Below are 20864 nucleotides of genomic sequence, written 5' to 3'. Positions count from 1 at the left end.
CAAAGCTGACGTCCATGAATGTAGACCTCCCCTTGAACATGTTCAAGTACGGGTGGGCGAGGGTCGGGAAACCGCTGGTGAGGCGTGGCCCGGAGATCTAGGGTCGGCCGCATGACACTTGCTCACGATGTGGCCGGCGACGGCCCCTCCACCGTTCTGCTGCTCCACTCCGGCGTCTGTGACCGGCGCATGTGGGACGCGCAGTTCGAGGCCCTCGCCGCGGCCGGGCACCGCGTGGTCCGCTGCGACCTCCGGGGCTTCGGCGACAGTCCCGTCGACCGCCCGCACGTCCACGCCGACGACGTGGCCGCCCTGCTCGACCGGCTCGGCGTCGAGCGGGCCGCCGTCGTCGCCTCCTCGTTCGGGGGCAAGGTCGCGCTGGAGTTCGCCGCGCGCCACCCGGGCCGCGCCTCCTCCCTCGCGCTGCTCTGCGCGGCCGCCCCGGGCCAGGAGGCGAGCCCGGAACTGCGTGCCTTCTTCGGGCGCGAGGACGCCCTGCTGGAGGCCGACGACCTGCCGGGGGCCGTCGACCTGAACGTGGACTTCTGGCTCGGTCCGGACGCGGGAGCCGAGGCGCGCGAACTGGTCCGGCTGATGCAGGCCCGCGCCTTCGAGCTCCAGCTCGCCGCCCCCGAGGAGTTCGGGCCGCAGCCCGCGGACGTCACCGACGCCGACCTCGCCACGATCGGTGTCCCGGTCCTGGCCGTCACCGGAGCCCATGACGTCGCCGACTTCCGTGCCGTCGCGACCCGGCTCGCCGGTCTCCTGCCCGACGTCCGTCACGTCGAGCTGGACTGGGCCGGGCACCTTCCCGCGCTGGAGCGCCCCGAGGAGACCACCCGCCTGATCGGGGACTTCCTCAGCCGGCCCTGAACCCCCGCACCCCCGGGACGAGCGCCGTCCCCAGGCAGCAGCCCGCCACCGCCACCGCCGCGACCACCAGGGGCAGTTCGGGCCCCCAGGTGGCGGCGGCCAGCGGGGCCAGGGCGTAGCCCAGGGGCATCGCGGCGAAGGAGAGCAGCCAGTCGTACGAGGTCACGCGCGCCAGCGCGTGCTCCGGTACGGCCCGCTGCACCGCGGTCTCCCAGACCGGGGTGAGGAAGCCCAGACCCGCCTGCGCGAGCCCGTACGCCGCGATCGTCAGCGGCGCGGGCGCGCCGGCCGCCAGGAGCAGCAGCGGCAGCGCGTACGTGGCGAGGCCGAGGTTCGCGGCGAGGATCGGGCGCCCGGGGCGGACCCGGTCGGCGGCCAGTGAGCCGAGCAGCAGCCCGACCGCCCCCACCTGGAGGAAGACCGCCCAGGCGAGATCGCCGCCCAGCCGCTGCAGCGCGATCGCGGGGCCGAGCGTCATCAGGACCGCCGCGGCCCCGTTCCAGGCGCTGTGCCCGATCAGGCTGGTCCAGTACCAGTCGAGGGTGCGGACCTCCCGCCAGCCCTCCTTGAGGTCGGCCAGGAGCGGGCGCCGCGGCACCTTCACCCGCGCCACCCGTACGGCGCACAGCAGGGCGGCGCTGACGCCGAAGCTCGCCGCGTCCAGGACGAAGGCCCAGCCGGGCCCCACCGTGAGGATCAGTGTCCCGGCGAGGGCCGGGCCGCCGACCCGGCTCACGCTGTAGGCCACCGCCATCGCCGCGTTGGCCCGGTGCAGCGCCTCCGCCGGGACCGTGCCCTTGACCAGCGGCGCGGAGGTGGGCGTGGCGAAGGCGCCCGCCGCACCGCCGAGCACCTCGACGCCCGCGATGACCGCGAGCGACGGTGTGCCGCCCAACAGCTGTATTCCGACCACGAGTTGGGTGACGCACCGGACGAGGTCCATCGCCAGCGCCACCGTGCGGGCGTCGAAGCGGTCGCCGACGACGCCGCCCAGCGGCAGCAGGAGCAGCTTCGGGACCATCGAGCAGGCGAGCACGAGCGCGAGCGCCGAGGTGGAACCGGTCGCCTTCAGGACCGCGAGGGCGAGGGCGGCGGGGATGACGGCGTCGCCGAGGAGGGAGAGCGCGCGGCCGGCGAAGAGCAGCCGGAAGGAGCGGGTACGCAGCGGATGGGGCACGGGCGTGAGGAGGGCAGCCATGTGCCGCAGGGTGTTTCGGTGCCGAATAATTCGTCAACGAAATACTTTTGGTGCCCTCGGGTGGCGTCCCTTCCAGCGACGTACGATCACTGCATGGCATCCCCCGAGGAACCGCGCGCGACCCCGCGCGACTGGACCGACGAGCACGTGGCCCGCTGGCAGCCCGTCCTGCCCGGTCTGGACCCGGTCGTCGAGGGCGCCGTCACCCGGATGAAGAAGCTCTCCGTCCACCTGCGCCGGGTGCGCGAGCAGTCCCTCGTCGACTTCGACCTGGAACGCCACGAGTTCGACACGCTCCACAAACTCGCCGGCCGCGGCGGCAGCGCCGCCCCATCCGAGCTCGCCCAGGACCTCGATCTCGCGCCCGCCTCCGTCACCGGCCGGCTCGACGCCCTGGAGAAGCGCGGGTTCGTGCGCCGTACGCAGTCCACGACCGACCGCCGCCGCGTGATCGTCGAACTCACGGGCAGCGGCCGCGAGACCTGGCTCGGCGCCATGGACGTCCTCGGCCACGAGGAGGAACGCCTCCTCGACGTCCTGCTGCCCGAGGAGCGCGCAAGCCTCAACGACATGCTCCGCCGCATCATGGTCGTCGCCGAGCAGGACGCCTCCGACCAGTCCTGGCACGGTTAGGCGCTGCCTTCCGGACCGTGCCGGGCCACCTGGCCGGGCGTGCGGGTCAGCCTCGTACCGGCCCCCGCGGCCCGGCTCCCTTGGAGGCGGCCTCGGCGATCCGATCGGGGGCGGCCCTGGCCGGCCCCCGGGGGGCGACCCCGAGGCGAGCCCCGAGACGCCCTCAGACGCTCAGCGAGCGCGCGTAGTTCAGCTGTCCCATCACCCAGTGGATGGTGTCCGGGCCGGTCGCCGGGATCATCGTCGCGTGGTGGCGGCCGCCGCTGGTCACCGTGACCTGGATGAAGCCGGTGGTCTGCTTCTCCTTCATCAGCAGGAACAGCAGACCCAGCAGGCACAGCAGGAAAAAGATGATGGCGAGCACGATCGCGACCGTCGGGATCTTCTCCTCGGTGCGCGACATGTCCATCGCGTTCCACACCGCGCCCTTCAGCGGCAGCGCCCCGGCCGGCGTGATGATCTGGTCGCCGACCACGGTGATGTCCCCGAGGCTCAGCAGCGGTGCCCCCGCGCCGCCCGCCGGCATGCCGGACGCGCCCGGCCCGTACTGCGGCGGCGCCGGCACCCCGCCCGGCAGGGTCGGCTGGTAGGGCGGCGGCGTCTGCGGGTAGCCGTACCCCGGCGCGCCCGTCTGCGGATAGCCGTATCCCGGCGCGCCCGCCTGCTGTCCCGGCCCCCACTCGTAGGAACCCGAGTTCTCGGGCTTGTAAGGGTTCGGCTCGCTCATCAGTCCCCGTCCTCCACTGCGTACGCATGCGAAAAGCCCGCCTCTGCACGACGCAGCGTACAGAAGCGGGCTCGACCGCAGTGACCAGGCGTCAGAAGCGACGCGTGATCAGCGCGCGCTTCACTTCCTGGATCGCCTTCGTGACCTCGATGCCACGCGGGCAGGCGTCCGTGCAGTTGAACGTCGTGCGGCAACGCCACACGCCGTCCTTGTCGTTCAGGATCTCCAGGCGCTGCTCGCCCGCCTCGTCACGCGAGTCGAAGATGAAGCGGTGCGCGTTGACGATCGCGGCCGGACCGAAGTACTGGCCGTCGTTCCAGAAGACCGGGCAGGACGACGTGCACGCGGCGCACAGGATGCACTTGGTGGTGTCGTCGAAGCGCTCGCGGTCCTCGGCGGACTGCAGGCGCTCGCGGGTCGGCTCGTTGCCCTTGGTGACCAGGAACGGCATGACGTCCCGGTACGCCTGGAAGAAGGGCTCCATGTCGACCACGAGGTCCTTCATCACCGTGAGGCCCTTGATGGCCTCGACGGTGATCGGCTTCTCGGGGTTGATGTCCTTGATCAGCGTCTTGCAGGCGAGCCTGTTCTTGCCGTTGATCCGCATCGCGTCCGAGCCGCAGATGCCGTGGGCGCACGAGCGGCGGAAGGTCAGCGTGCCGTCCAGGTCCCACTTGATCTTGTGAAGGGCGTCGAGCACACGCTCCTTCGGGTCGATCTCGATCTGGAAGTCCTCCCAGACCGCCGCGTCCGAGATCTCGGGGTTGTAGCGGCGGATCCGGACGGTGACCGTGATGTACGGGGAGGCGGCGGACTCCGCCTCGACCTTGTCCAGTACGGGGGTAGCCATCAGTACTTACGCTCCATCGGCTGGTAGCGGGTCTGGACGACCGGCTTGTAGTCGAGACGGACGGTCTCGGAGCCGTCCTCGCCGACCTCGCGGTACGCCATGGTGTGGCGCATGAAGTTGACGTCGTCGCGGTTGGGGTAGTCCTCGCGGTAGTGACCGCCGCGGGACTCCTTGCGCGCCAGGGCCGAGACGGCCATGACCTCGGCCAGTTCGAGCAGGTTGCCCAGCTCGATGGCCTCGAGGAGGTCCGTGTTGAAGCGCTTGCCCTTGTCCTGGATGGACACGTTCTCGTAGCGCTCGCGCAGCTCGGCGATCTTCTCGACGGCCGTCTTGATCGTCTGCTCGGTGCGGAACACCATCACGTTGGCGTCCATCGTCTCCTGGAGCTCACGGCGGATGTCGGCCACCCGCTCGCTGCCCGTGGAGTTGCGCAGCTTGTCGATCTGCGCGACGACGAGGGCCTCCGGGGCCTCCGGCAGCTCGACGAAGTCGTGCTTGGCGGAGTACTCGGCCGCGGCGATGCCGGAGCGCTTGCCGAAGACGTTGATGTCGAGCAGCGAGTTGGTGCCGAGGCGGTTGGCGCCGTGCACCGACACGCAGGCGACCTCGCCGGCCGCGTACAGACCCGGGACGACGGTGGTGTTGTCCGCCAGGACCTCACCCTCGACGTTGGTCGGGATGCCGCCCATGGCGTAGTGCGCGGTGGGCTGGATCGGGATCGGGTCCGTGTACGGCTCGATGCCGAGGTACGTACGGGCGAACTCGGTGATGTCCGGGAGCTTGGCGTCGAGCTGCTCCGGCGGAAGGTGCGTCAGGTCGAGGTAGACGTGGTCGCCCTCGGGACCGCAGCCGCGGCCCTCGCGGATCTCCGTGTAGATGGAGCGGGAGACGACGTCACGGGACGCGAGGTCCTTCATGACCGGCGCGTACTTCTCCATGAAGCGCTCGCCGTCCTTGTTGCGGAGGATGCCGCCCTCACCGCGGGCGCCCTCCGTCAGCAGGATGCCCATGCGCCAGATGCCCGTCGGGTGGAACTGGAAGAACTCCATGTCCTCCAGCGGCAGACCGCGGCGGTAGCAGGCCGCCTGGCCGTCACCCGTCAGCGTGTGCGCGTTGGAGGTCACCTTGAAGAACTTGCCCGTGCCGCCGGAGGCGTAGATCACGGCCTTGGCCTGGAAGATGTGGATCTCACCGGTGGCCAGCTCGTACGCGACCACGCCGGCGGACTTCTTGACGCCGTCGACCTCGGTGATCAGCTGGTCCAGGACGTAGAACTCGTTGAAGAACTCCACACCCTCCTTGACGCAGTTCTGGTACAGCGTCTGGAGGATCATGTGGCCGGTGCGGTCCGCGGCGTAGCAGGACCGGCGGACCGGGGCCTCGCCGTGGTTGCGGGAGTGACCGCCGAAGCGGCGCTGGTCGATGGTGCCGTTCGGGGTGCGGTTGAACGGCAGGCCCATCTTCTCCAGGTCGAGGACGGCGTCGATGGCCTCCTTCGCCAGGATCTCGGCGGCGTCCTGGTCGACCAGGTAGTCACCGCCCTTGACCGTGTCGAAGGTGTGCCACTCCCAGTTGTCCTCCTCCACGTTCGCCAGCGCGGCGGCCATGCCGCCCTGCGCGGCGCCCGTGTGGGAGCGGGTGGGGTAGAGCTTCGTCAGCACGGCGGTGCGGCTGCGCTTCGTCGCCTCGATGGCGGCGCGCATGCCGGCGCCGCCGGCGCCGACGATGACGGTGTCGTACTTGTGGAACTTCATGACGTGGTTACCTCAGCCCCGTGCCTAGCGGATGTTCGGGTCGAAGGTGAAGATCACCAGCGTGCCCAGAAGGATGGTGAACACCGTGGCGGTGTACAGCAGGCCCTTGAGCCACAGGCGCGTGTTGGCCCGCTCCGCGTAGTCGTTGATGACCGTGCGGAGGCCGTTGGCGCCGTGCAGCATCGCGAGCCACAGCATCAGCAGGTCCCAGACCTGCCAGAACGGGGACGCCCAGCGGCCGGCCACGAAGGCGAAGCCGATCTTGGAGACGCCGCCGTCCAGGAAGAGCTGGATCAGCAGGTGGCCGAGGACCAGGACGACGAGGACCACGCCCGAGAGGCGCATGAAGAGCCACGCGGCCATCTCGAAGTTGCCGCGGGTCGCGCGCGGGGTCTTCCCGGTGCGCTTACGGGGGGCCTCGATGTACGGGGCCGGGTTGTCCACGCCGTAGGCAGCGCCTTCGACGGGACCGATGGCGGAAGTGGTGTCAGCGGACATGTCTGGCGTCAGCTCCCGAACAGTTCACGTGCGGCGTGGCCGAGGACGGGGTACAGCGAGCCCGCCATCAGCACGACCCAGATGCCCACGACGGTCCAGAGCATCTGCTTCTGGTAGCGCGGGCCCTTGGACCAGAAGTCCACGGCGATGACACGGAGACCGTTCAGCGCGTGGAAGAGGATGGCGGCGACGAGGCCGTACTCGAGGAGTGCGACGATCGGCGTCTTGTAGGTCGCCACGACATCGTCGTACGCCTCGGGGGAGACGCGGACGAGAGCGGTGTCCAGCACGTGTACGAACAGGAAGAAGAAGATGAGGACGCCGGTGACTCGGTGAGCCACCCAGGACCACATTCCTTCCCGGCCGCGGTACAGCGTTCCAGCCGGCACGGAAAAACCCTCCGGGAGCGGGGATCAGGGCCGGCCGGCTTCTCTGTCGGTCAGACCCGGCCGGGTACGGTCCACCGGCCCCGGTCATCGTAGCGACGACTCGTCGGTTCGCTCGCGCGGGGTCCATCGGTGTGATCAAACAGGCACGGACGGGCTATCGTTCGAACCCGAATCGCCGCATAAGGGGTGAACTCACCGTCCGGTGATCGAACGGGTGAGCCTCGTACGGGCGAGTCGGCGGAGTTCCTCGGCCGCCACGACCCGTTCCTCCTCCCTTTCGTTGCCGAGACGTGACCGGATGCCCGCGAGGACCCGGTCGAGCCGCTCGCCGGCCGGCACGCCGTCCAGGCTGATCACGAAGGCGTGCCCGAAGCTGCTCTCGTACGCGGCGAGGGCGGCGCGCAGCGCGGTCCGGGCGGCCGGCGGCGCGTCCGGGTGGGGCAGGGCCGCGGTCTCGTGGGACAGCGCTTCGTCGAGATCGCGCCGCGGCAGGTCGTAGCCCGCCTCGTCGGCCGCGGCGAGCAGTGCGTCGAGGGTCGGATACGGCCGGTGGGCCGCGACCCGTTCCGCCCAGAGTCGGCTGCCGCAGCAGTCGAGCAGCAGGCCCTCGGCGAGCTCGGAGGTGGCCGCGTTGAAACGCACGAGGCCCGTGAGGTGCCGTACGGTGCCCTGCTGGGCAGGTAAGGCGGGGGAGGTCGGGGTCCGACAGGAGGCGGCGTGGATGTCGCTGGTCAGCGGGGACTCCGGAGCGCTGGCGAGGAGGGGAAACCGATGGGGTGGATGTGACTCCACGCTATCGGCGGGAAGGGGGAAGCGTCCGACGGATGCGCGAATTTCACCTGGACGAGTGGGTTTCGTCGACGGGGTGGACGGCGGAGCCGGAAAGCCCCGGGATGCCGTGATTCGCGCGGTGAGGGAGGATTCCCAGTGATGCGGTACTCCATACGAGGGCCCCGTAGGGGCCCTGCACTGATGGCGGCAGCGGTGGCACTGGTCACCGTGGCGGCCTGTTCGAACGGATCCTCCCCGGCGACGCCCGCCGCTTCCGGCACGGGCTCCACCGCCTCGGCCGCGGCGCCCACGCAGGCCGCCCCGCCGCCGAGCCCGACGCCCACGAGGACCTACCCCCTCTCCACCGCGCCCCGGGTGATCCCGGCCGTGCGCGCCCACGAGGCGGCCCGCGGCCCCGGCTGGAAGCCCGGCCCGGGCGCCGGCGTCGTGGTGGCGGCGAAGGACGAGGCCGCCCTCGCCGACGAGGCCCGGCTGATCGCGGGCGAGCTGCGCGTCCCGTACCGCGGCACCGCCGCGGCCCGCCCCGGCGACGTCTCCCTGGCCCTCGGCGGGCAGGGCGCCCGCGAGTCGTACACCCTGGCCGTCCGTGACGGCGGCGTCCGGATCACCGGACCCGACCAGGCCGGCGTCTTCTACGGCACCCGCACGCTCAAGCAGTCCGTCAGGTCCACCGGCGCGATGCCCGAGGGCGTGGTCACCGACGCGCCCGCGAAGCCCGAGCGGGGACTGTTCGTCGACATCGCCCGCAAGTACTTCACCGCCGGGTGGATCGAGGCCCGGGTGCGCGAGATGGCCGACCTCAAGCTCAACGAGCTCCAGCTGCACTTCTCGGACGACCAGGGCTTCCGCATCGCCTCGGACAGCCACCCCGAGGTGGTCTCCGCGAAGCACCTCAGCAAGGCCGAGGTGAAGCGGATCGTGGACCTCGCCGCGAGCCTGCACATCACGGTGGTGCCCGAGATCGACTCGCCCGGACACCTGGGCGCGGTCATCGCCGCCCACCCCGAGCTGCAGCTCGTCAGCGCGACCGGCCGCACCCCGCGCGGCGCGGTCGACATCTCCAAGCCCGCCTCGGCGAAGATCGTCGACGATCTGCTCCGCGAGTACCAGGGACTGTTCCCCGGCGCCTACTGGCACCTGGGCGGCGACGAGTACGTGGCCCTGATGTCGAAGAACCCCGAGGCGACCTATCCGCAGCTGGCCCGGGCCGCGACCGCGAAGTACGGGTCCTCCGGCCGCGTCCAGGACCTCGCGACCGGCTGGCTCGACGACCGTGCCGCGGTCGTCAGGCCGAGCGGCAAGGCGCTGCGCGCCTGGAACGACGGCTTCTTCACCGGCGGGGTGGTGAGCGCGGCCAAGGACCTCCAGGTCGCGTACTGGACCGGCAAGGAGATCGGCGCCCGCCAGCCCGTCTCGTACCTGAGCGCGGGGCGGAAGCTGCTCAACTACAACGACAAGTACCTCTACTACGTCCTCGGGCAGCCGAACCACTTCACCTACCCGACCGGGCGCCGGATCTACGAGGAGTGGACCCCGCTCGTCGTGCGCGGCAGCACCCCCGTCCCCGCACGTTACGACTCCCAGATCCTCGGCGGGAGCTTCGCGGTCTGGTGCGACTTCCCGAACGCGCAGACCCAGGCCCAGGTGGCGGACGGCATCCGCATGCCCCTGACGGCGACGGCCCAGAAGCTGTGGGACGCGCGGAAGCCGGCGCTGACCTGGACGGCCTTCCGGGACCTGGCGGGACGGGTGCGCTGACCCGGCCGGGATACTCAGGCGCGCCTGAGTGTTTTCGCCGTGGTGGCGGGTGCCTGGCCGCCCGTACGTTCCGGTCATGCACCGAACGAACCCGCACGGCCGGTCGTACGCCGTCGCCCCCCTGCTCCTCGCCGCCGCGGCCGCCGACGTCCTGGCCGCTTGGGCGGCCTTCGACGTCCGCGCCCTGTTCCTCGGGCCGCTCGCGGACCACTCCGACCCGGCGGGCTTCGGCGACCTGGACCTGGCGATGGCCGGGACCGCCCAGTGCGTGGTGCTGCCGGCGACCGCGGTGCTCTTCGTGCTCTGGTTCCGCGGCCGGGACCGGAACGTGCGGGCTGGCCGGACCGGCCTCGTCTGGTGGGCGGCCCTCGCGCTCGCCGCGCTCGCGCTGGCCGTCGGGACCTGGCGCTACGCCTCCGCCACGACCGTGCCCGCGTTCGTCACGGGCTCGACCTGGCTGGGCGTGGCGGACGCCCTGAACGCCGCCGTCGCCCTTCTCGGGATCCTCTACGTACGTCGACTGACCCCTATGCAGGGCCGGAGCGGCACTGGCATGATTCCGGCCGCGCAGTGACGAAAAAGCGTCTAGCGGCGCAGTAGGGGAAGTACGGCGTCCGCAGCGTTGGCGAGGAGGCGTCCATGACGTCCGTGACGAGCACGAGCCTGCAGGAACTGATCGACCGCGCCGACGCGCGGGGCCTCGCGGCCGCGGGCCTGGCGTGCCTTGACCGGTGTTTGCCGCTCCTCGCGCCCGAGCGTTCCGAGGTGCTGCGGCCGGTGTGGGCCGCGGTGGCGCGCGGGGACGGCGGGGCCTGGACCGAGGCCGTCGGCAAGGCGCGGGTCGAGCTGGACGGCGCGGGCGACGCGTCGGACGAGACCGCCGCGCTGGTGCGCGGGATGCTGGACGGCGTGCCCGCCGAGTGGTCCGAGGGCCCGCTGAGGGTCTGGGCCGGGCAGTGCGCGCAGGCGGCCCTCGCGGCGCACGCGCGCTACGACGCGACCGAGGCCGGCCCGCTGCACGCCGGCGAGCTCCGCCGCCAACAGGCCGTCCTGGAAGCGGCCGCCCACGGACCGACCGGTCTGCGCCGGGCCCGCGAACTGTCCATCGAGGGCGGACGGGTGCTGCGCGCGGTCGTCTCGCGCCGGGCGCGCACCGCCTGAGCCGGGCGGCGAGGCGGGCCGCCCGAGTCGTGGCGGCCCTTGCACGAAGGGGTGGCCGGCGCCGGCCACCCCTTTTCCCGCTACGGGACCCGTGAGGTCAGGCCTCCGGCTCCGGCTCCTGGATGTGCAGCGAGGCGATCGCCTCGGCGATCTCCCGCTCGGCCTTCGCCTTGTCGAGACCGAGGCCGGCGAGCGGGCCCCCGCCGTGCTCGAACTCGAGCAGGGCGAGCAGGATGTGCTCGGTGCCCACGAAGTTGTGCCCGAGGCGCAGGGCCTCGCGGAACGTGAGCTCCAGGACCTTCTTGGCGTCCGCGTCGTACGGGATGAGCGCGGGCACCTCCTCGACGGCCGGCGGCAGGGTCGGGGTGACCGCCTCGCGGATCCGCTCCAGGGCGACGCCCTGACCGACGATCCAGCGGCCGGCCAGCCCCTCGGGCTCGGCGAGCAGGCCGAGGGCCAGGTGGGCCGGGACCGTCTTGTCGTTGCGGGCCGCGGAGGCCTCGTTCTGTGCGGCCATCACGACGTTCCGGGCCCGCGGGGTGAACCGGCTGAAGCCGGCGTTCGGGTCCATCCTGGCCGCGTCCGCCTCCTTGTCGTCCTTGGGGACGAAGCGCTTCTGGGCGGCCTGCCGGGTGACGCCCATGCTCGTGCCGATGTCGGTCCAGGAGGCGCCGGCCCGCCGGGCCTGGTCCACGAAGTGGCCGATGAGGTGGTCGGCGACCTCGCCGAGGTGGTCCGCCGCGATGACCGCGCCGGAGAGCTGGTCGAGGGCGTTCGTGTGGGACTTCTTGATCGCGTCGATCAGGTCGTCGAGACGCACGGGGTGGGTCATGCCGAGTGGATTCGTCATGAGTGCAACCCTAGGTTGACACTTTGGGGGTGTCAACCCGTGGTTGACACCTCAAGGTCGTATGTCGTTGGTGCGGGGGAGCGGGGGAGCGGGGGAGCGGGGGAGCGGGGGTGCGGGGGAGCGGAAGCGCGGAGGGCACGGGGGCGCGGCGGGCCAGGGGCGCGGAGAGCACGGAGGGGCCAGGGGTGCGGGAGCGCGGAGGTGCGATCGGGGGTGATCGACGGGCGAACGGGGGCAGACGGAAAAGGGCGCCCCTCGAGGCGCCCGAAAAGGAAGACGACCGGGGCCGCCACCCCCCACAGGAGAGGCCCCGGTCGTCGTCCGCGGAGCCGCAGCACGGCCCCGTATTCCTAACAGCGCCGCGCATGCGTTTTCTGTCACACCCCATGTCGCCCCCCGGTACGAAGTTGCGAGTTGTACAAAGAACCGGACCCGCGTGGACGCGGCGCCCGAAAAGGACGTAGCGTTCTGCTGCGCCCTGGCGGCGTGCGGTGGCGACCAGCCGCGATGGGCGTGACGACGAACAGGTGTGGGGAGTGCTGGGGGACGAGGCGGAGCTGACGGCCGCAGTGCTCGCCGCGCAGGACGGTGACGAGGGCGCCTTCCGCGCCGTGTACCGCGCGGTGCATCCCCGGCTCCTCGGCTACATACGCACCCTCGTCGGCGAGGCCGACGCCGAGGACGTCGCCTCCGAGAGCTGGCTGCAGATCGCCCGCGACCTCGACCGCTTCAGCGGCGACGCCGACCGCTTCCGCGGCTGGGCGGCCCGGATCGCCCGCAACCGCGCGCTCGACCACATCCGGATGCGCGGCCGGCGTCCCGCCGTCGGCGGCGACGAGACCGAACTCACCGACAAGCCCGCCGACTCCGACACCGCGGGCGAGGCACTGGAAGCCCTGGCCACCGGTCGCACCATGCACCTCATCGCCCAGCTTCCGCAGGACCAGGCCGAGGCCGTCGTCCTGCGGGTCGTCGTCGGACTGGACGCCAAGAGCGCGGCCGACACCCTCGGCAAGCGCCCCGGCGCCGTCCGTACCGCCGCCCACCGCGGTCTCAAGAAGCTCGCCGAACTCCTCGGCGCGCCCGGACCCGACGAGGACGCCGTCCCCCTGGACGGTGTCCCTCCGCAGCGCGGCCGACGCCCGGGGGCCACGGCCCCCCGCGGTGTGACGCAATCGCACGCGCGGACGCAGAAGGACATGTGATGGCCGACGAGCGGTACCAGTGGCTCGACCAGGAGGCCGCGGAGCGGCTGCTGCGCGGCGAACCGGTCGACCCCGTCGACGACGTGTCCCGTGCGCAGGCCGAGCTCCTCGCGCGGGCCCTCGACGCCGCCCGGACGCCCATGGCCCTCGACCGCGACGGCGAACTCCCCGGAGAGGCCGCCGCCCTCGCCGCCTTCCGCAAGGTCGCCGCCGAGCGCGCGGACGCCGTCCTGCCCGGATCCGCCGGGCGCGCCGCGACCGACCTCGGCGCCGTCCGGATCGTCCCCGTCCACGCCGGCCGCCGCTGGGGACGCTCCCTGCGCTACGGCCTCGCCGCCGCGTTCGCCGCCGTCACGGTCGGGGGAGTGGCCGTCGCCGCCGGTACGGGCGTGCTGCCGCTGACCGCCGAACCGGAACCCGGACGCTCGGTCACGGCCGTCGACACGGGTCCGCCCGTCACGTCCGGCTCGCCGACCGGCGGCGCCGGCACCGAGGTGCCCGTGCCCACCGGCCCCGGCGTCCGGACCACCACCCCCGGCGCCTCCAACGGCCCCACCACCGCCACCGCGGGACCGGGCGGCGAGAGCGGCAAGACCGCCGGCCCCGTCGGGACCCCGAGCGACGGCCCCGAGGTCAGGGACGAGGAGCGGGCCAAGGTGGTCAAGGCCTGCCAGGACTTCCGCGCGGGCAGGCTCGCGGGCAGCGGCCGGGACCGGCTCGTGAACGCGCTCCGCAACGGCGAGACGGTGAAGCGCTACTGCGACCGGATCCTCTCCGGCGCACCGGTCACGGCCACCACCAGGCCCGCCGCCGGCCGCACGCCCTCGGGCAACGGCGGTTCCGGGAGCGGCGGCTCCGGCGGCGGTTCCGACTCGGGCAGCGCCGACGGTGACGACAAGAGCGACCGAGGCGGGAAGGGCCGCGACCGCGACCACGACACGGGCCGCGGAAACGCGGACCGGGACCGGGATCAGGGCTCCCACGCGCCCGGGAAGCACGGCACCGACAGCTCCCGTTCATAGCGCCGAAAGGCGGGTGTGACACTTTTCGGCCCGCCGACGCTGTACTGAGTGAGCCGACTGGTCATCGGCGAGCGCACGGAGCCGGGGTTCCCCCCGTACCTTCGGCTCGGCGCACCGGCGCGGGTGGGACACGTTCCCCCGGTCCCACCCGCGCCATTTCTCTTCTCTCCGCGTGCGGCGCCTACCAGTGCACGACGACCTTGTCGCCCACCTTCACCTGGTCGAACAGCACCGCGAGCTTCCCCTTGTCACGTACGTTGACGCAGCCGTGCGAGGCGCCCGCGTAGCCGCGGGCCGCGAAGTCCGCCGAGTAGTGCACGGCCTGGCCGCGGCTGAAGAACATCGCGTACGGCATGGGCGTGTGGTAGATCGTCGACGTCCACTCGCGGGCCTTCCACTCGACCTTGAACTCGCCCTCGCGGGTCGGCGTGTTCTCCGAGCCGAAGCGCACGTCCAGCGACGACACGACCTTGCCGTCGATCATCCAGGCCAGCGTCCGGCTCTCCTTGCTGATGCACAGCACCCGCCCCGTCAGGCAGCGCGGGTCCGGCGCGTCCAGCTTGTTGGTGGTGGCCGGACGCAGCTCGTCGGCGGTCGGCTCGTGCGTCATGGCCTTGAGCTTCTGCCAGGTGGTCTCGTCGACCGTGCCGGTCTGCGGCAGCCCGCGCTTCTTCTGGAAGGCCTTCACCGCGCCCGCGGTCATCGTCCCGTAGAAGCCGGTGGGCGCCCGGTCGAAGTAGCCGACCTGGCGCAGCCGCGCCTGCAGCTCGCGCACCTGGGTGTTCTCGTCGCCGTCGTCCATCAGCACCTTGGCCTTGGGCGGCTCCGTGGTGGCCGAGGCCGAGGGCGTGCCGGTGGACGGCGTTGCGGAGGAGGACGGCTTGTCGTCGCCCGTCGCGCTCTGCGTGGGGGCCGGCGCGGCGCTGGTGGGCGCCGGGCTGACCGTGCCCTTGCCGGTGCCACCGGCCTGGGCCGTACAGCCGGCGGCCAGGGCCACGGCCGTGGCGACCAGAACGGCCCTGCGTACGACGGCTCTGCGTATGACGGACGAACTCTTCATCGGTGCCCCCCGGGAACGACGTGTGTACCCATGGGATGTCCGCGCGTGCCCGGGTGGTTGCGCACGTGACCGAAAAGAGACGTGCATGCTGTGAGGAAGGTCCCAGCGGGCTGCCCTCCTCCGCGTCGTACGGGCGCCACTACAGTCCGTCGCGGGGGTCGCTACCGCTCAAGAGCAGGTCTTCACGGGAGGCACACCATGGCGCGCGAGTCGGAGTCCGGACTGCCCATCGAGCCCGTCTACGGGCCGGCGGCCCTGGAGGGCTGGGATCCGGCGGAGAAGCTGGGCGAGCCGGGTGCGTACCCCTTCACGCGCGGTGTGTACCCGTCGATGTACACCGGACGCCCGTGGACCATGCGGCAGTACGCCGGTTTCGGCACCGCCGTGGAGTCCAACGCCCGCTACAAGCAGCTGATCGACAACGGCACCATGGGCCTGTCGGTGGCCTTCGACCTGCCGACCCAGATGGGCCACGACTCCGACGCGCCGATCGCGCACGGCGAGGTCGGCAAGGTCGGTGTCGCCATCGACTCCCTCGACGACATGCGGGTCCTCTTCGACGGCATCCCGCTGGACAAGGTCTCCACGTCGATGACGATCAACGCCCCCGCGGCGCTGCTGCTGGTGCTCTACCAGCTCGTCGGCGAGGAGCAGGGCGTCCCGGCGGACAAGCTGACCGGCACGATCCAGAACGACGTGCTGAAGGAGTACATCGCCCGCGGCACGTACATCTTCCCGCCCAAGCCCTCGCTGCGGCTGATCGCCGACATCTTCAAGTACTGCAAGGCCGAGATCCCGAAGTGGAACACGATCTCGATCTCCGGCTACCACATGGCCGAGGCCGGCGCCTCGCCCGCGCAGGAGATCGCGTTCACCCTGGCCGACGGCATCGAGTACGTCCGCACCGCCGTCGCCGCGGGCATGGACGTGGACGACTTCGCGCCGCGCCTCTCCTTCTTCTTCGTGGCCCGGACGACGATCCTGGAGGAGGTCGCCAAGTTCCGCGCCGCGCGCCGGATCTGGGCGCGGGTGATGAAGGAGGAGTTCGGGGCCAGGAACCCGAAGTCGCTGATGCTCCGCTTCCACACCCAGACCGCCGGCGTGCAGCTGACGGCGCAGCAGCCCGAGGTCAACCTGGTCCGCGTGGCCGTCCAGGGGCTCGCCGCCGTCCTCGGCGGCACGCAGTCGCTGCACACCAACTCCTTCGACGAGGCCATCGCGCTGCCGACGGACAAGTCCGCCCGCCTGGCCTTGCGCACCCAGCAGGTCCTCGCCTACGAGACCGACGTCACCGCCACCGTCGACCCCTTCGCGGGCTCCTACGTCGTCGAGAAGATGACCGACGACGTCGAGGCCGCCGCCCTGGAGCTCATGACGAAGGTCGAGGAGCTGGGCGGTGCGGTCAACGCGATCGAGCGCGGCTTCCAGAAGGGCGAGATCGAGCGCTCCGCCTACCGGATCGCGCAGGAGACCGACTCCGGCGAGCGGGTCGTCGTCGGCGTCAACCGCTACACGATCGACGTCGAGGAGCCGTACGAGCCGCTGCGCGTCGACCCGGCCATCGAGGCCCAGCAGGCCGACCGCCTCGCCAAGCTGCGCGCCGAGCGGGACTCGGCGGCCGTCGAGGCGGCGCTCGCGGAGCTGAAGAAGGCCGCCGAGGGCACCGACAACGTCCTCTACCCGATGAAGGCCGCGCTGAAGGCGCGCGCCACGGTCGGCGAGGTCTGCAACGCGCTGCGCGAGGTCTGGGGCACGTACGTCCCCACCGACGCGTTCTGACGCCGCCCGACGCCTGGGGCACGTACGTCCCCACCGACGCGTTCTGACGCCGCCCGACGTTTTCTGACGCCGCCCGACGCTCGGAGGCCGCCCGACGCCGCCCCATGCCGTACGACGCCGGTCGGCGGCTTTCCGGCGGCGGCCCGCGCGGCCGGTCCTCCGCGATGCGAAACACCGGAGCGGAGTGTCGTACCCACGTGCGACACTCCGCTCCATGCTGGGTGTCATCGATCTGCCGACCTATCTCGCGGGCCTCGTCCTCATCATTCTGCTGCCGGGACCGAACTCGCTGTACGTGCTGTCCGTCGCCGCCCGCAAGGGCACACGCACGGGCTACAAGGCCGCGGCCGGGGTGTTCACCGGCGACACGGTCCTCATGACCCTCGCCGCGCTCGGCGCGGCCTCGCTGCTGCAGACCACCCCGGTGCTCTTCATGATCGTGAAGTACGCCGGCGCGGGCTACCTGGCCTGGATGGCCTACGGGATGCTGCGCGCGGCCCTGGGCATGTGGCGCTCTCGCGGACAGGCCGTGCTCGACGGGCCCGCGGCCGCCGAGGAGACCGGGCCGGTGGAGCGTCCGTACCGCCGGGCGCTGATCATCAGCCTCTTCAACCCCAAGGCGATCCTCTTCCTGATCTCCTTCTTCGTGCAGTTCGTGGACCCGTCCTACGCCTACCCGGCGCTGTCCTTCCTGGTCCTCGGCGCCCTGCTGCAGTTCGGCAGCTTCCTCTACCTGACGACCCTCATATTCGGCGGCACCCGCCTGGCCGCCGCCTTCCGCCGCCGCAAGCGCCTCTCGGCGGGCGCCACCTCGGCCGCCGGCGCGCTCTTCCTCGGCTTCGCGGTGAAGCTCTCGCTGAGCAGCGCCGCCTGACCGGTTGACCCTCACACCGTGTGAGGCCGTTGCGTAGGGGGCGTCATGTTCACCATCGGAGACTTCGCCCGGCACGGGCGGGTGTCGGTCCGCATGCTGCGTCATTACGACGCCATCGGACTGCTGCGCCCGGCCCACGTCGACCCGCACAGCGGCTACCGCTTCTACTCCGCGGACCAGCTCGCCCGGCTCAACCGCGTCATCGCGCTCAAGGACCTCGGCTTCACCCTCGAACAGGTGGGGTCGATCCTCGACGAGCAGGTGGGCCCGGAGCAGCTGCGCGGGATGCTGCGGCTGCGGCAGGCCGAGCTGGAGACGGCCGCCGCGGAGGCGGCGGCCCGGCTCGCCCGGGTCGGTGCGCGGCTCCGAGCCATCGAGAGCGAGGGACGCATGTCCACCCAGGACGTCGTCGTCAAGAAGATCCCCGCCGTCCGGATCGCCGAGCTGAGCGGTGTCGCGGCGAGTTTCGGACCGGCCGACATCACCCCGGTCATCAGCCCGCTGTACGACGAGCTGTGCGCCCGCCTGGAGGGCGCCGGGCTCAGGGAGTTCGGGCCCGGCATCGCCTACTACGAGGACGCCGGTCGCGGCGACGGCTCGGTCGTCGTGCACGCCGGCATGACCGTTCCCGAGGGGACGCGGGTCGAAGGCGTCGACGTCCTCGTGCTGCCCGGCGTCGAGGAGGCGGCCACCGTCGTCCACCGCGGGTCGATGGACGAGATCCTGCCGACCGCCCAGACCCTGGCGAGCTGGATCGACGCCAACGGCTACACCTCCGCCGGGTACGCCCGTGAGCTGTACCTGGAGGTGCCGGAGGACCGCGCCGGCTGGGTGACCGAGCTCCAGGAGCCGGTCACCCGCGGCTGACCGGAGCCGTCCGCGCGGTCACCTGCCGCCCAGTGCCCGCCGCTTCAGCTTCAGCGCGCGGCGGGCCAGGCGGCGCAGACCCGGGTGCCGGGGGACCGGCAGGCCGCCCGGCAGGCCGAGCGAGGTGAGCCGGCGGCGCGTGAAGTGGTGCCGGGTGGGAGCCGCGAGCGGGCCGGACAGATGCCGTACGGCCGCGTCCCGAAGGTCCGGACGGATCTTCGGCTGCATCGCGAAGCCGACCGCGGTGACCAGGCTCTCCAGCTGCGGCAGCGCCATCGGCCCCTGGCCGGGCTCCTCCAGGTCGGGGACCAGCGCGTCCACGAGAACCACCGGCAGCCGGTTGCTGTTCTGGTACGGCGAGAGCCGGGTGAGCAGCGGCCGGGTGCCGACCCGGGCCACCTCGATCCCGTAGAAGGTGCTCGCGGTGAACAGGGCGGTGGAGAAGCAGCCCACCACGAGCGCGGGCCGCAGCTCCCGGTAGAGCACCTCGGCGAGCACCGGCCGGTCGAGCACGGTCAGTTCGGCGCCGAGCGCCTCGGCCTCCCGGACCAGGGCCTTCGACCAGGCGTCGGGGGCCGTCGGATGGGGCTTGAAGACGAGCCGGCGGTGGCCGCGGGCGACCGCGCCGCGGACCATGCGCAGATGCAGTTCGCCCTCCTCCTCGGGGGTGAGGAGGGCGAGCGCCGCCAGATACTGGCCGAGCAGCAGGGCGGGGCCCGGCTCGGCAGCGGGCTCGGCGGCCGTCGGACCGGCGAGCTCCTCGACGACCTTGGTGAAGGACTCCGTCGGCACGGTCTCGGCGACCGCCCCGAACTCGGCCAGCAGCAGCGGCGCGAGCCCCGGCACCAGGTCCAGGTGCAGCAGCCGGCGCACCCGCTCGCCGACCAGCGGGTCGATCTTGTTGCGGGTGGGGCCGTAGCTCATCAGCCCGTCCGCGTACACGTCGATCGGCGCGTCCGGGAAGAGCTGGGCGATCGTGAGGGCGGGCGCCACCTGCAGGGATTCCACGACGAGTTCGACCCGGTCGGTGCCGAGCGCCCAGAGCCGCCGGAGGTGCCGCTGGAGCAGCGGCAGGTCGTCCGGGCGGGGCGTCCAGCCGCCGGGGTGGAGCGGCTCGATGGTCTCGTTCCAGTCCAGCACCTCGTCGAAGCGGCCGCGCAGCCGCTCGAAACCGGGCATCCGGTCCAGCGGGGTGGTCGTCTCGGGCACGGCCGCGTTGGTGGAGACGAGCAGCACGCGCCGGTCTGCCGGGCGGAAGCAGCCGCTGTCGATCGCGGCGGCCAGGGTGGTCGCCCCGTAGAGAGTGGAGGCGTAGAAGATCTGCGTGGTGCCGCCGTTCATGCCGCCGTCACCCCCGAGGAGCCGGTGGCCGCGGCCGCAGCGGTGTCCGGGGCGGCGGCCGGCGCCGGCCGCACGTCCGGGGCGACCGGCGGCGGTGCCGGGCGGCGGCGCTTCAGCCGGCGCAGCGGGGCGGCGCGGTCCTGGCCCATCGCCGTCAGTGCCTCCGCGAGGACGTCCTGCGGCATCCGCCGCAGCGCCCCCGCGCTCATCGCCCGCAATTTCCGGCCCACTTCCGGTTCGAATTTCGCCATGTTCCCGATGTGGTGGGAAATCACCGCGCAATACGTGCGCACGGCCTTGGGCAGCAATCGGTCCGCATCCGGATCCTTCTTCGTTTCCTCGATCACCTGGTCGAAAGCCCGAATGAAATCGAGCTGCCGTACGTCCCTGATCTGGGTGAGCGAGGTGGCGACCCCGCGCCGGTAGAAGATTCCGAGATCACCGGTGACCGCGAAGGATTCCGCCTCGCGGTGCAGCCGCCAGATCCACGGCCGGTCCTCGGCCGTGCGCAGGCCGTGCGGGAAGTGCAGCAGGCCCCGGTCGAGCAGCCGCCGGTGGTACATCCCGGCCCAGGCGTACGGATAGTCCACCGAGGTGGTCCGGTCGGCCGGCAGGATCGCGTCCCGCGGTCGCAGCAGCTCGTTCCGGCGTCCGACCGGCGCCCGCCGCACCGACCTGTTCCGGCCGGTCACCCGGACGTGGTCGGTGCGCAGGAAGTCGCAGCCCAGCTCGTCCATGGTCGCGACCAGGCCCGCGTAGAAACCGGGGGAGAGCCAGTCGTCCCCGTCGAGAAAGGCCAGGTAGCTGCCGCGGGCCGCGTCGAGACCGGTGTTGCGGGCAGTGGCGAGTCCCTCGTTGCGCGGGTGCCGGATCAGCCTGGCTCCCGGGAGCTCGCGCTCCGCCCGTGCCAGGAGCTCCGGGGTCCCGTCCGTCGAACAGTCGTCGACCAGCAGGAACTCGAAGTCCTCACGGGCGTTCGCACGCAGGCTTCTGAGGGCGTCGGGGGCGTATGTCTGCACGTTGTAGAACGGCACGACGACGGAGAGCTTGACCACGCGACCGACGCTAGGCGCCGCCCCGGCATTCGTCCTGACCGACAAGGGGATGCCCGGTGAACACGAAGCGGCGGGCCCCTTAACCACCCCGGATCGGCACCCCTTTCTGTCCGTTTCCCGCAATGCGTCATGGTGCTGTTAACCATTTGTTGTGGCCCAGTTGGGCCGCGAATCCCCC

21 protein-coding genes are annotated in these 20864 nt (G+C 71.9%); 10 read left to right on the top strand and 11 right to left on the bottom strand.

Going from position 1 to position 20864, the window contains the following annotated elements; translation table 11 throughout:
• Window positions 1-111: 111 nt before the first annotated feature.
• Window positions 112-873 carry an alpha/beta fold hydrolase gene (locus ACIRQF_RS20095; RefSeq protein ID WP_404093741.1) on the top strand — a complete coding sequence of 254 codons (762 nt, stop codon included), beginning with the start codon at window positions 112-114 and terminating at the stop codon, window positions 871-873.
• On the opposite strand, the gene ACIRQF_RS20090 is transcribed toward ACIRQF_RS20095, so the two are convergent.
• A complete protein-coding gene (locus tag ACIRQF_RS20090; RefSeq protein WP_404093738.1) occupies window positions 860-2071 on the bottom strand; it encodes an MFS transporter in 1212 nt (403 codons plus the stop codon). The genes ACIRQF_RS20095 and ACIRQF_RS20090 overlap by 14 nt on opposite strands.
• A 93-nt stretch (window positions 2072-2164) precedes the next feature.
• Here ACIRQF_RS20090 and ACIRQF_RS20085 point away from each other — a divergent pair, with 93 nt between their 5' ends.
• Complete coding sequence (locus ACIRQF_RS20085; RefSeq protein WP_382483548.1) at window positions 2165-2704, top strand: MarR family winged helix-turn-helix transcriptional regulator; 540 nt, start codon at window positions 2165-2167, stop codon at window positions 2702-2704.
• 163 nt (window positions 2705-2867) lie between these two features.
• Here the strand turns inward: ACIRQF_RS20085 and ACIRQF_RS20080 are convergent, their stop codons facing one another.
• The 6 genes from ACIRQF_RS20080 to ACIRQF_RS20055 all read right to left on the bottom strand — a co-directional run bounded on the left by ACIRQF_RS20080 (window position 2868) and on the right by ACIRQF_RS20055 (window position 7564).
• Window positions 2868-3431 carry a hypothetical protein gene (locus ACIRQF_RS20080; protein WP_404093735.1) on the bottom strand — a complete coding sequence of 188 codons (564 nt, stop codon included), beginning with the start codon at window positions 3429-3431 and terminating at the stop codon, window positions 2868-2870.
• A gap of 91 nt (window positions 3432-3522) precedes the next feature.
• On the bottom strand, window positions 3523-4281 hold the full coding sequence (locus ACIRQF_RS20075; RefSeq protein WP_376635623.1) for a succinate dehydrogenase iron-sulfur subunit: 759 nt from the start codon (window positions 4279-4281) through the stop codon (window positions 3523-3525).
• The gene (gene sdhA, locus ACIRQF_RS20070) at window positions 4281-6035 is read right to left on the bottom strand and encodes a succinate dehydrogenase flavoprotein subunit (RefSeq protein ID WP_376635625.1); all 1755 of its coding nucleotides are present in this window, start codon (window positions 6033-6035) and stop codon (window positions 4281-4283) included. Before sdhA ends, ACIRQF_RS20075 begins: the two co-directional genes overlap by 1 nt.
• Before the next feature lie 24 nt (window positions 6036-6059).
• Window positions 6060-6533 (bottom strand): succinate dehydrogenase hydrophobic membrane anchor subunit, encoded by a 474-nt coding sequence (locus tag ACIRQF_RS20065; protein WP_046908506.1) that lies wholly within the window; start codon window positions 6531-6533, stop codon window positions 6060-6062.
• A gap of 8 nt (window positions 6534-6541) precedes the next feature.
• Window positions 6542-6922 carry a succinate dehydrogenase, cytochrome b556 subunit gene (sdhC, locus tag ACIRQF_RS20060; RefSeq protein ID WP_123954581.1) on the bottom strand — a complete coding sequence of 127 codons (381 nt, stop codon included), beginning with the start codon at window positions 6920-6922 and terminating at the stop codon, window positions 6542-6544.
• Window positions 6923-7114: 192 nt separating this feature from the next.
• Window positions 7115-7564, bottom strand: coding sequence for a 2-oxo-4-hydroxy-4-carboxy-5-ureidoimidazoline decarboxylase (locus ACIRQF_RS20055; RefSeq protein WP_404093731.1), 450 nt, complete (start codon window positions 7562-7564; stop codon window positions 7115-7117).
• A 330-nt stretch (window positions 7565-7894) separates the two neighbouring features.
• Between ACIRQF_RS20055 and ACIRQF_RS20050 the strand changes: the two genes are divergently transcribed.
• The 3 genes from ACIRQF_RS20050 (at window position 7895) to ACIRQF_RS20040 (ending at window position 10633) form a co-directional block, all read left to right on the top strand.
• The gene (locus tag ACIRQF_RS20050; RefSeq protein ID WP_389753196.1) at window positions 7895-9472 is read left to right on the top strand and encodes a glycoside hydrolase family 20 protein; all 1578 of its coding nucleotides are present in this window, start codon (window positions 7895-7897) and stop codon (window positions 9470-9472) included.
• 76 nt (window positions 9473-9548) lie between these two features.
• Complete coding sequence (locus tag ACIRQF_RS20045) at window positions 9549-10046, top strand: hypothetical protein (RefSeq protein WP_404093728.1); 498 nt, start codon at window positions 9549-9551, stop codon at window positions 10044-10046.
• 65 nt (window positions 10047-10111) lie between these two features.
• Window positions 10112-10633: a hypothetical protein gene (locus ACIRQF_RS20040; protein ID WP_389753194.1), complete on the top strand. Its 522-nt coding sequence runs from the start codon at window positions 10112-10114 to the stop codon at window positions 10631-10633.
• A gap of 97 nt (window positions 10634-10730) precedes the next feature.
• On the opposite strand, the gene ACIRQF_RS20035 is transcribed toward ACIRQF_RS20040, so the two are convergent.
• Window positions 10731-11483: a Clp protease N-terminal domain-containing protein gene (locus ACIRQF_RS20035; RefSeq protein ID WP_389753191.1), complete on the bottom strand. Its 753-nt coding sequence runs from the start codon at window positions 11481-11483 to the stop codon at window positions 10731-10733.
• Window positions 11484-12019: 536 nt separating this feature from the next.
• Here ACIRQF_RS20035 and ACIRQF_RS20030 point away from each other — a divergent pair.
• Both ACIRQF_RS20030 and ACIRQF_RS20025 read left to right on the top strand, forming a co-directional pair.
• Window positions 12020-12688: an RNA polymerase sigma factor gene (locus tag ACIRQF_RS20030; RefSeq protein ID WP_376635751.1), complete on the top strand. Its 669-nt coding sequence runs from the start codon at window positions 12020-12022 to the stop codon at window positions 12686-12688.
• Window positions 12688-13710 (top strand): hypothetical protein, encoded by a 1023-nt coding sequence (locus ACIRQF_RS20025; protein WP_404093725.1) that lies wholly within the window; start codon window positions 12688-12690, stop codon window positions 13708-13710. Before ACIRQF_RS20030 ends, ACIRQF_RS20025 begins: the two co-directional genes overlap by 1 nt.
• A 181-nt stretch (window positions 13711-13891) precedes the next feature.
• On the opposite strand, the gene ACIRQF_RS20020 is transcribed toward ACIRQF_RS20025, so the two are convergent.
• A complete protein-coding gene (locus ACIRQF_RS20020) occupies window positions 13892-14770 on the bottom strand; it encodes a peptidoglycan-binding protein (protein ID WP_404093723.1) in 879 nt (292 codons plus the stop codon).
• Window positions 14771-14968: 198 nt separating this feature from the next.
• Between ACIRQF_RS20020 and ACIRQF_RS20015 the strand changes: the two genes are divergently transcribed.
• From ACIRQF_RS20015 to ACIRQF_RS20005, 3 genes are all read left to right on the top strand, one after another.
• Window positions 14969-16549, top strand: a complete 1581-nt coding sequence (locus tag ACIRQF_RS20015; protein WP_376635640.1) for a methylmalonyl-CoA mutase — start codon at window positions 14969-14971, stop codon at window positions 16547-16549.
• A 214-nt stretch (window positions 16550-16763) separates the two neighbouring features.
• Window positions 16764-17423, top strand: a complete 660-nt coding sequence (gene leuE, locus ACIRQF_RS20010) for a leucine efflux protein LeuE (protein WP_376635642.1) — start codon at window positions 16764-16766, stop codon at window positions 17421-17423.
• Window positions 17424-17468: 45 nt separating this feature from the next.
• Window positions 17469-18290 carry a MerR family transcriptional regulator gene (locus tag ACIRQF_RS20005; protein WP_404093718.1) on the top strand — a complete coding sequence of 274 codons (822 nt, stop codon included), beginning with the start codon at window positions 17469-17471 and terminating at the stop codon, window positions 18288-18290.
• A gap of 18 nt (window positions 18291-18308) precedes the next feature.
• Here the strand turns inward: ACIRQF_RS20005 and ACIRQF_RS20000 are convergent, their stop codons facing one another.
• Together ACIRQF_RS20000 and ACIRQF_RS19995 are read right to left on the bottom strand one after the other, a co-directional pair.
• Window positions 18309-19631 carry an alpha-2,8-polysialyltransferase family protein gene (locus ACIRQF_RS20000; protein WP_404093715.1) on the bottom strand — a complete coding sequence of 441 codons (1323 nt, stop codon included), beginning with the start codon at window positions 19629-19631 and terminating at the stop codon, window positions 18309-18311.
• On the bottom strand, window positions 19628-20686 hold the full coding sequence (locus tag ACIRQF_RS19995) for a glycosyltransferase family 2 protein (protein ID WP_404093712.1): 1059 nt from the start codon (window positions 20684-20686) through the stop codon (window positions 19628-19630). The genes ACIRQF_RS20000 and ACIRQF_RS19995 overlap by 4 nt, the downstream gene beginning before the upstream one ends.
• Between the last annotated feature and the right edge of the window lie 178 nt (window positions 20687-20864).

Source organism: Streptomyces sp. NPDC101191 (assembly GCF_044767915.1).
GTDB lineage: Bacteria > Actinomycetota > Actinomycetes > Streptomycetales > Streptomycetaceae > Streptomyces.
This window is presented reverse-complemented; position numbering and strand designations above follow the sequence as displayed.

What these genes read in the sequence shown, in the direction of transcription:
- ACIRQF_RS20045 (WP_404093728.1), top strand. Translation starts at nt 9,549, where the DNA reads ATGCACCGAACGAACCCGCACGGCCGGTCGTACGCCGTCGCCCCCCTG.
- ACIRQF_RS20040 (WP_389753194.1), top strand. Translation starts at nt 10,112, where the DNA reads ATGACGTCCGTGACGAGCACGAGCCTGCAGGAACTGATCGACCGCGCC.
- ACIRQF_RS20095 (WP_404093741.1), top strand. Translation starts at nt 112, where the DNA reads ATGACACTTGCTCACGATGTGGCCGGCGACGGCCCCTCCACCGTTCTG.
- ACIRQF_RS20015 (WP_376635640.1), top strand. Translation starts at nt 14,969, where the DNA reads ATGGCGCGCGAGTCGGAGTCCGGACTGCCCATCGAGCCCGTCTACGGG.
- sdhA (WP_376635625.1), bottom strand. Translation starts at nt 6,035, where the DNA reads ATGAAGTTCCACAAGTACGACACCGTCATCGTCGGCGCCGGCGGCGCC.
- ACIRQF_RS20065 (WP_046908506.1), bottom strand. Translation starts at nt 6,533, where the DNA reads ATGTCCGCTGACACCACTTCCGCCATCGGTCCCGTCGAAGGCGCTGCC.
- ACIRQF_RS20080 (WP_404093735.1), bottom strand. Translation starts at nt 3,431, where the DNA reads ATGAGCGAGCCGAACCCTTACAAGCCCGAGAACTCGGGTTCCTACGAG.
- ACIRQF_RS20005 (WP_404093718.1), top strand. Translation starts at nt 17,469, where the DNA reads ATGTTCACCATCGGAGACTTCGCCCGGCACGGGCGGGTGTCGGTCCGC.
- ACIRQF_RS20000 (WP_404093715.1), bottom strand. Translation starts at nt 19,631, where the DNA reads ATGAACGGCGGCACCACGCAGATCTTCTACGCCTCCACTCTCTACGGG.
- ACIRQF_RS20085 (WP_382483548.1), top strand. Translation starts at nt 2,165, where the DNA reads ATGGCATCCCCCGAGGAACCGCGCGCGACCCCGCGCGACTGGACCGAC.
- ACIRQF_RS20050 (WP_389753196.1), top strand. Translation starts at nt 7,895, where the DNA reads ATGGCGGCAGCGGTGGCACTGGTCACCGTGGCGGCCTGTTCGAACGGA.
- ACIRQF_RS20020 (WP_404093723.1), bottom strand. Translation starts at nt 14,770, where the DNA reads ATGAAGAGTTCGTCCGTCATACGCAGAGCCGTCGTACGCAGGGCCGTT.
- ACIRQF_RS20075 (WP_376635623.1), bottom strand. Translation starts at nt 4,281, where the DNA reads ATGGCTACCCCCGTACTGGACAAGGTCGAGGCGGAGTCCGCCGCCTCC.
- ACIRQF_RS20035 (WP_389753191.1), bottom strand. Translation starts at nt 11,483, where the DNA reads ATGACGAATCCACTCGGCATGACCCACCCCGTGCGTCTCGACGACCTG.
- ACIRQF_RS20025 (WP_404093725.1), top strand. Translation starts at nt 12,688, where the DNA reads ATGGCCGACGAGCGGTACCAGTGGCTCGACCAGGAGGCCGCGGAGCGG.
- ACIRQF_RS20090 (WP_404093738.1), bottom strand. Translation starts at nt 2,071, where the DNA reads ATGGCTGCCCTCCTCACGCCCGTGCCCCATCCGCTGCGTACCCGCTCC.
- leuE (WP_376635642.1), top strand. Translation starts at nt 16,764, where the DNA reads ATGCTGGGTGTCATCGATCTGCCGACCTATCTCGCGGGCCTCGTCCTC.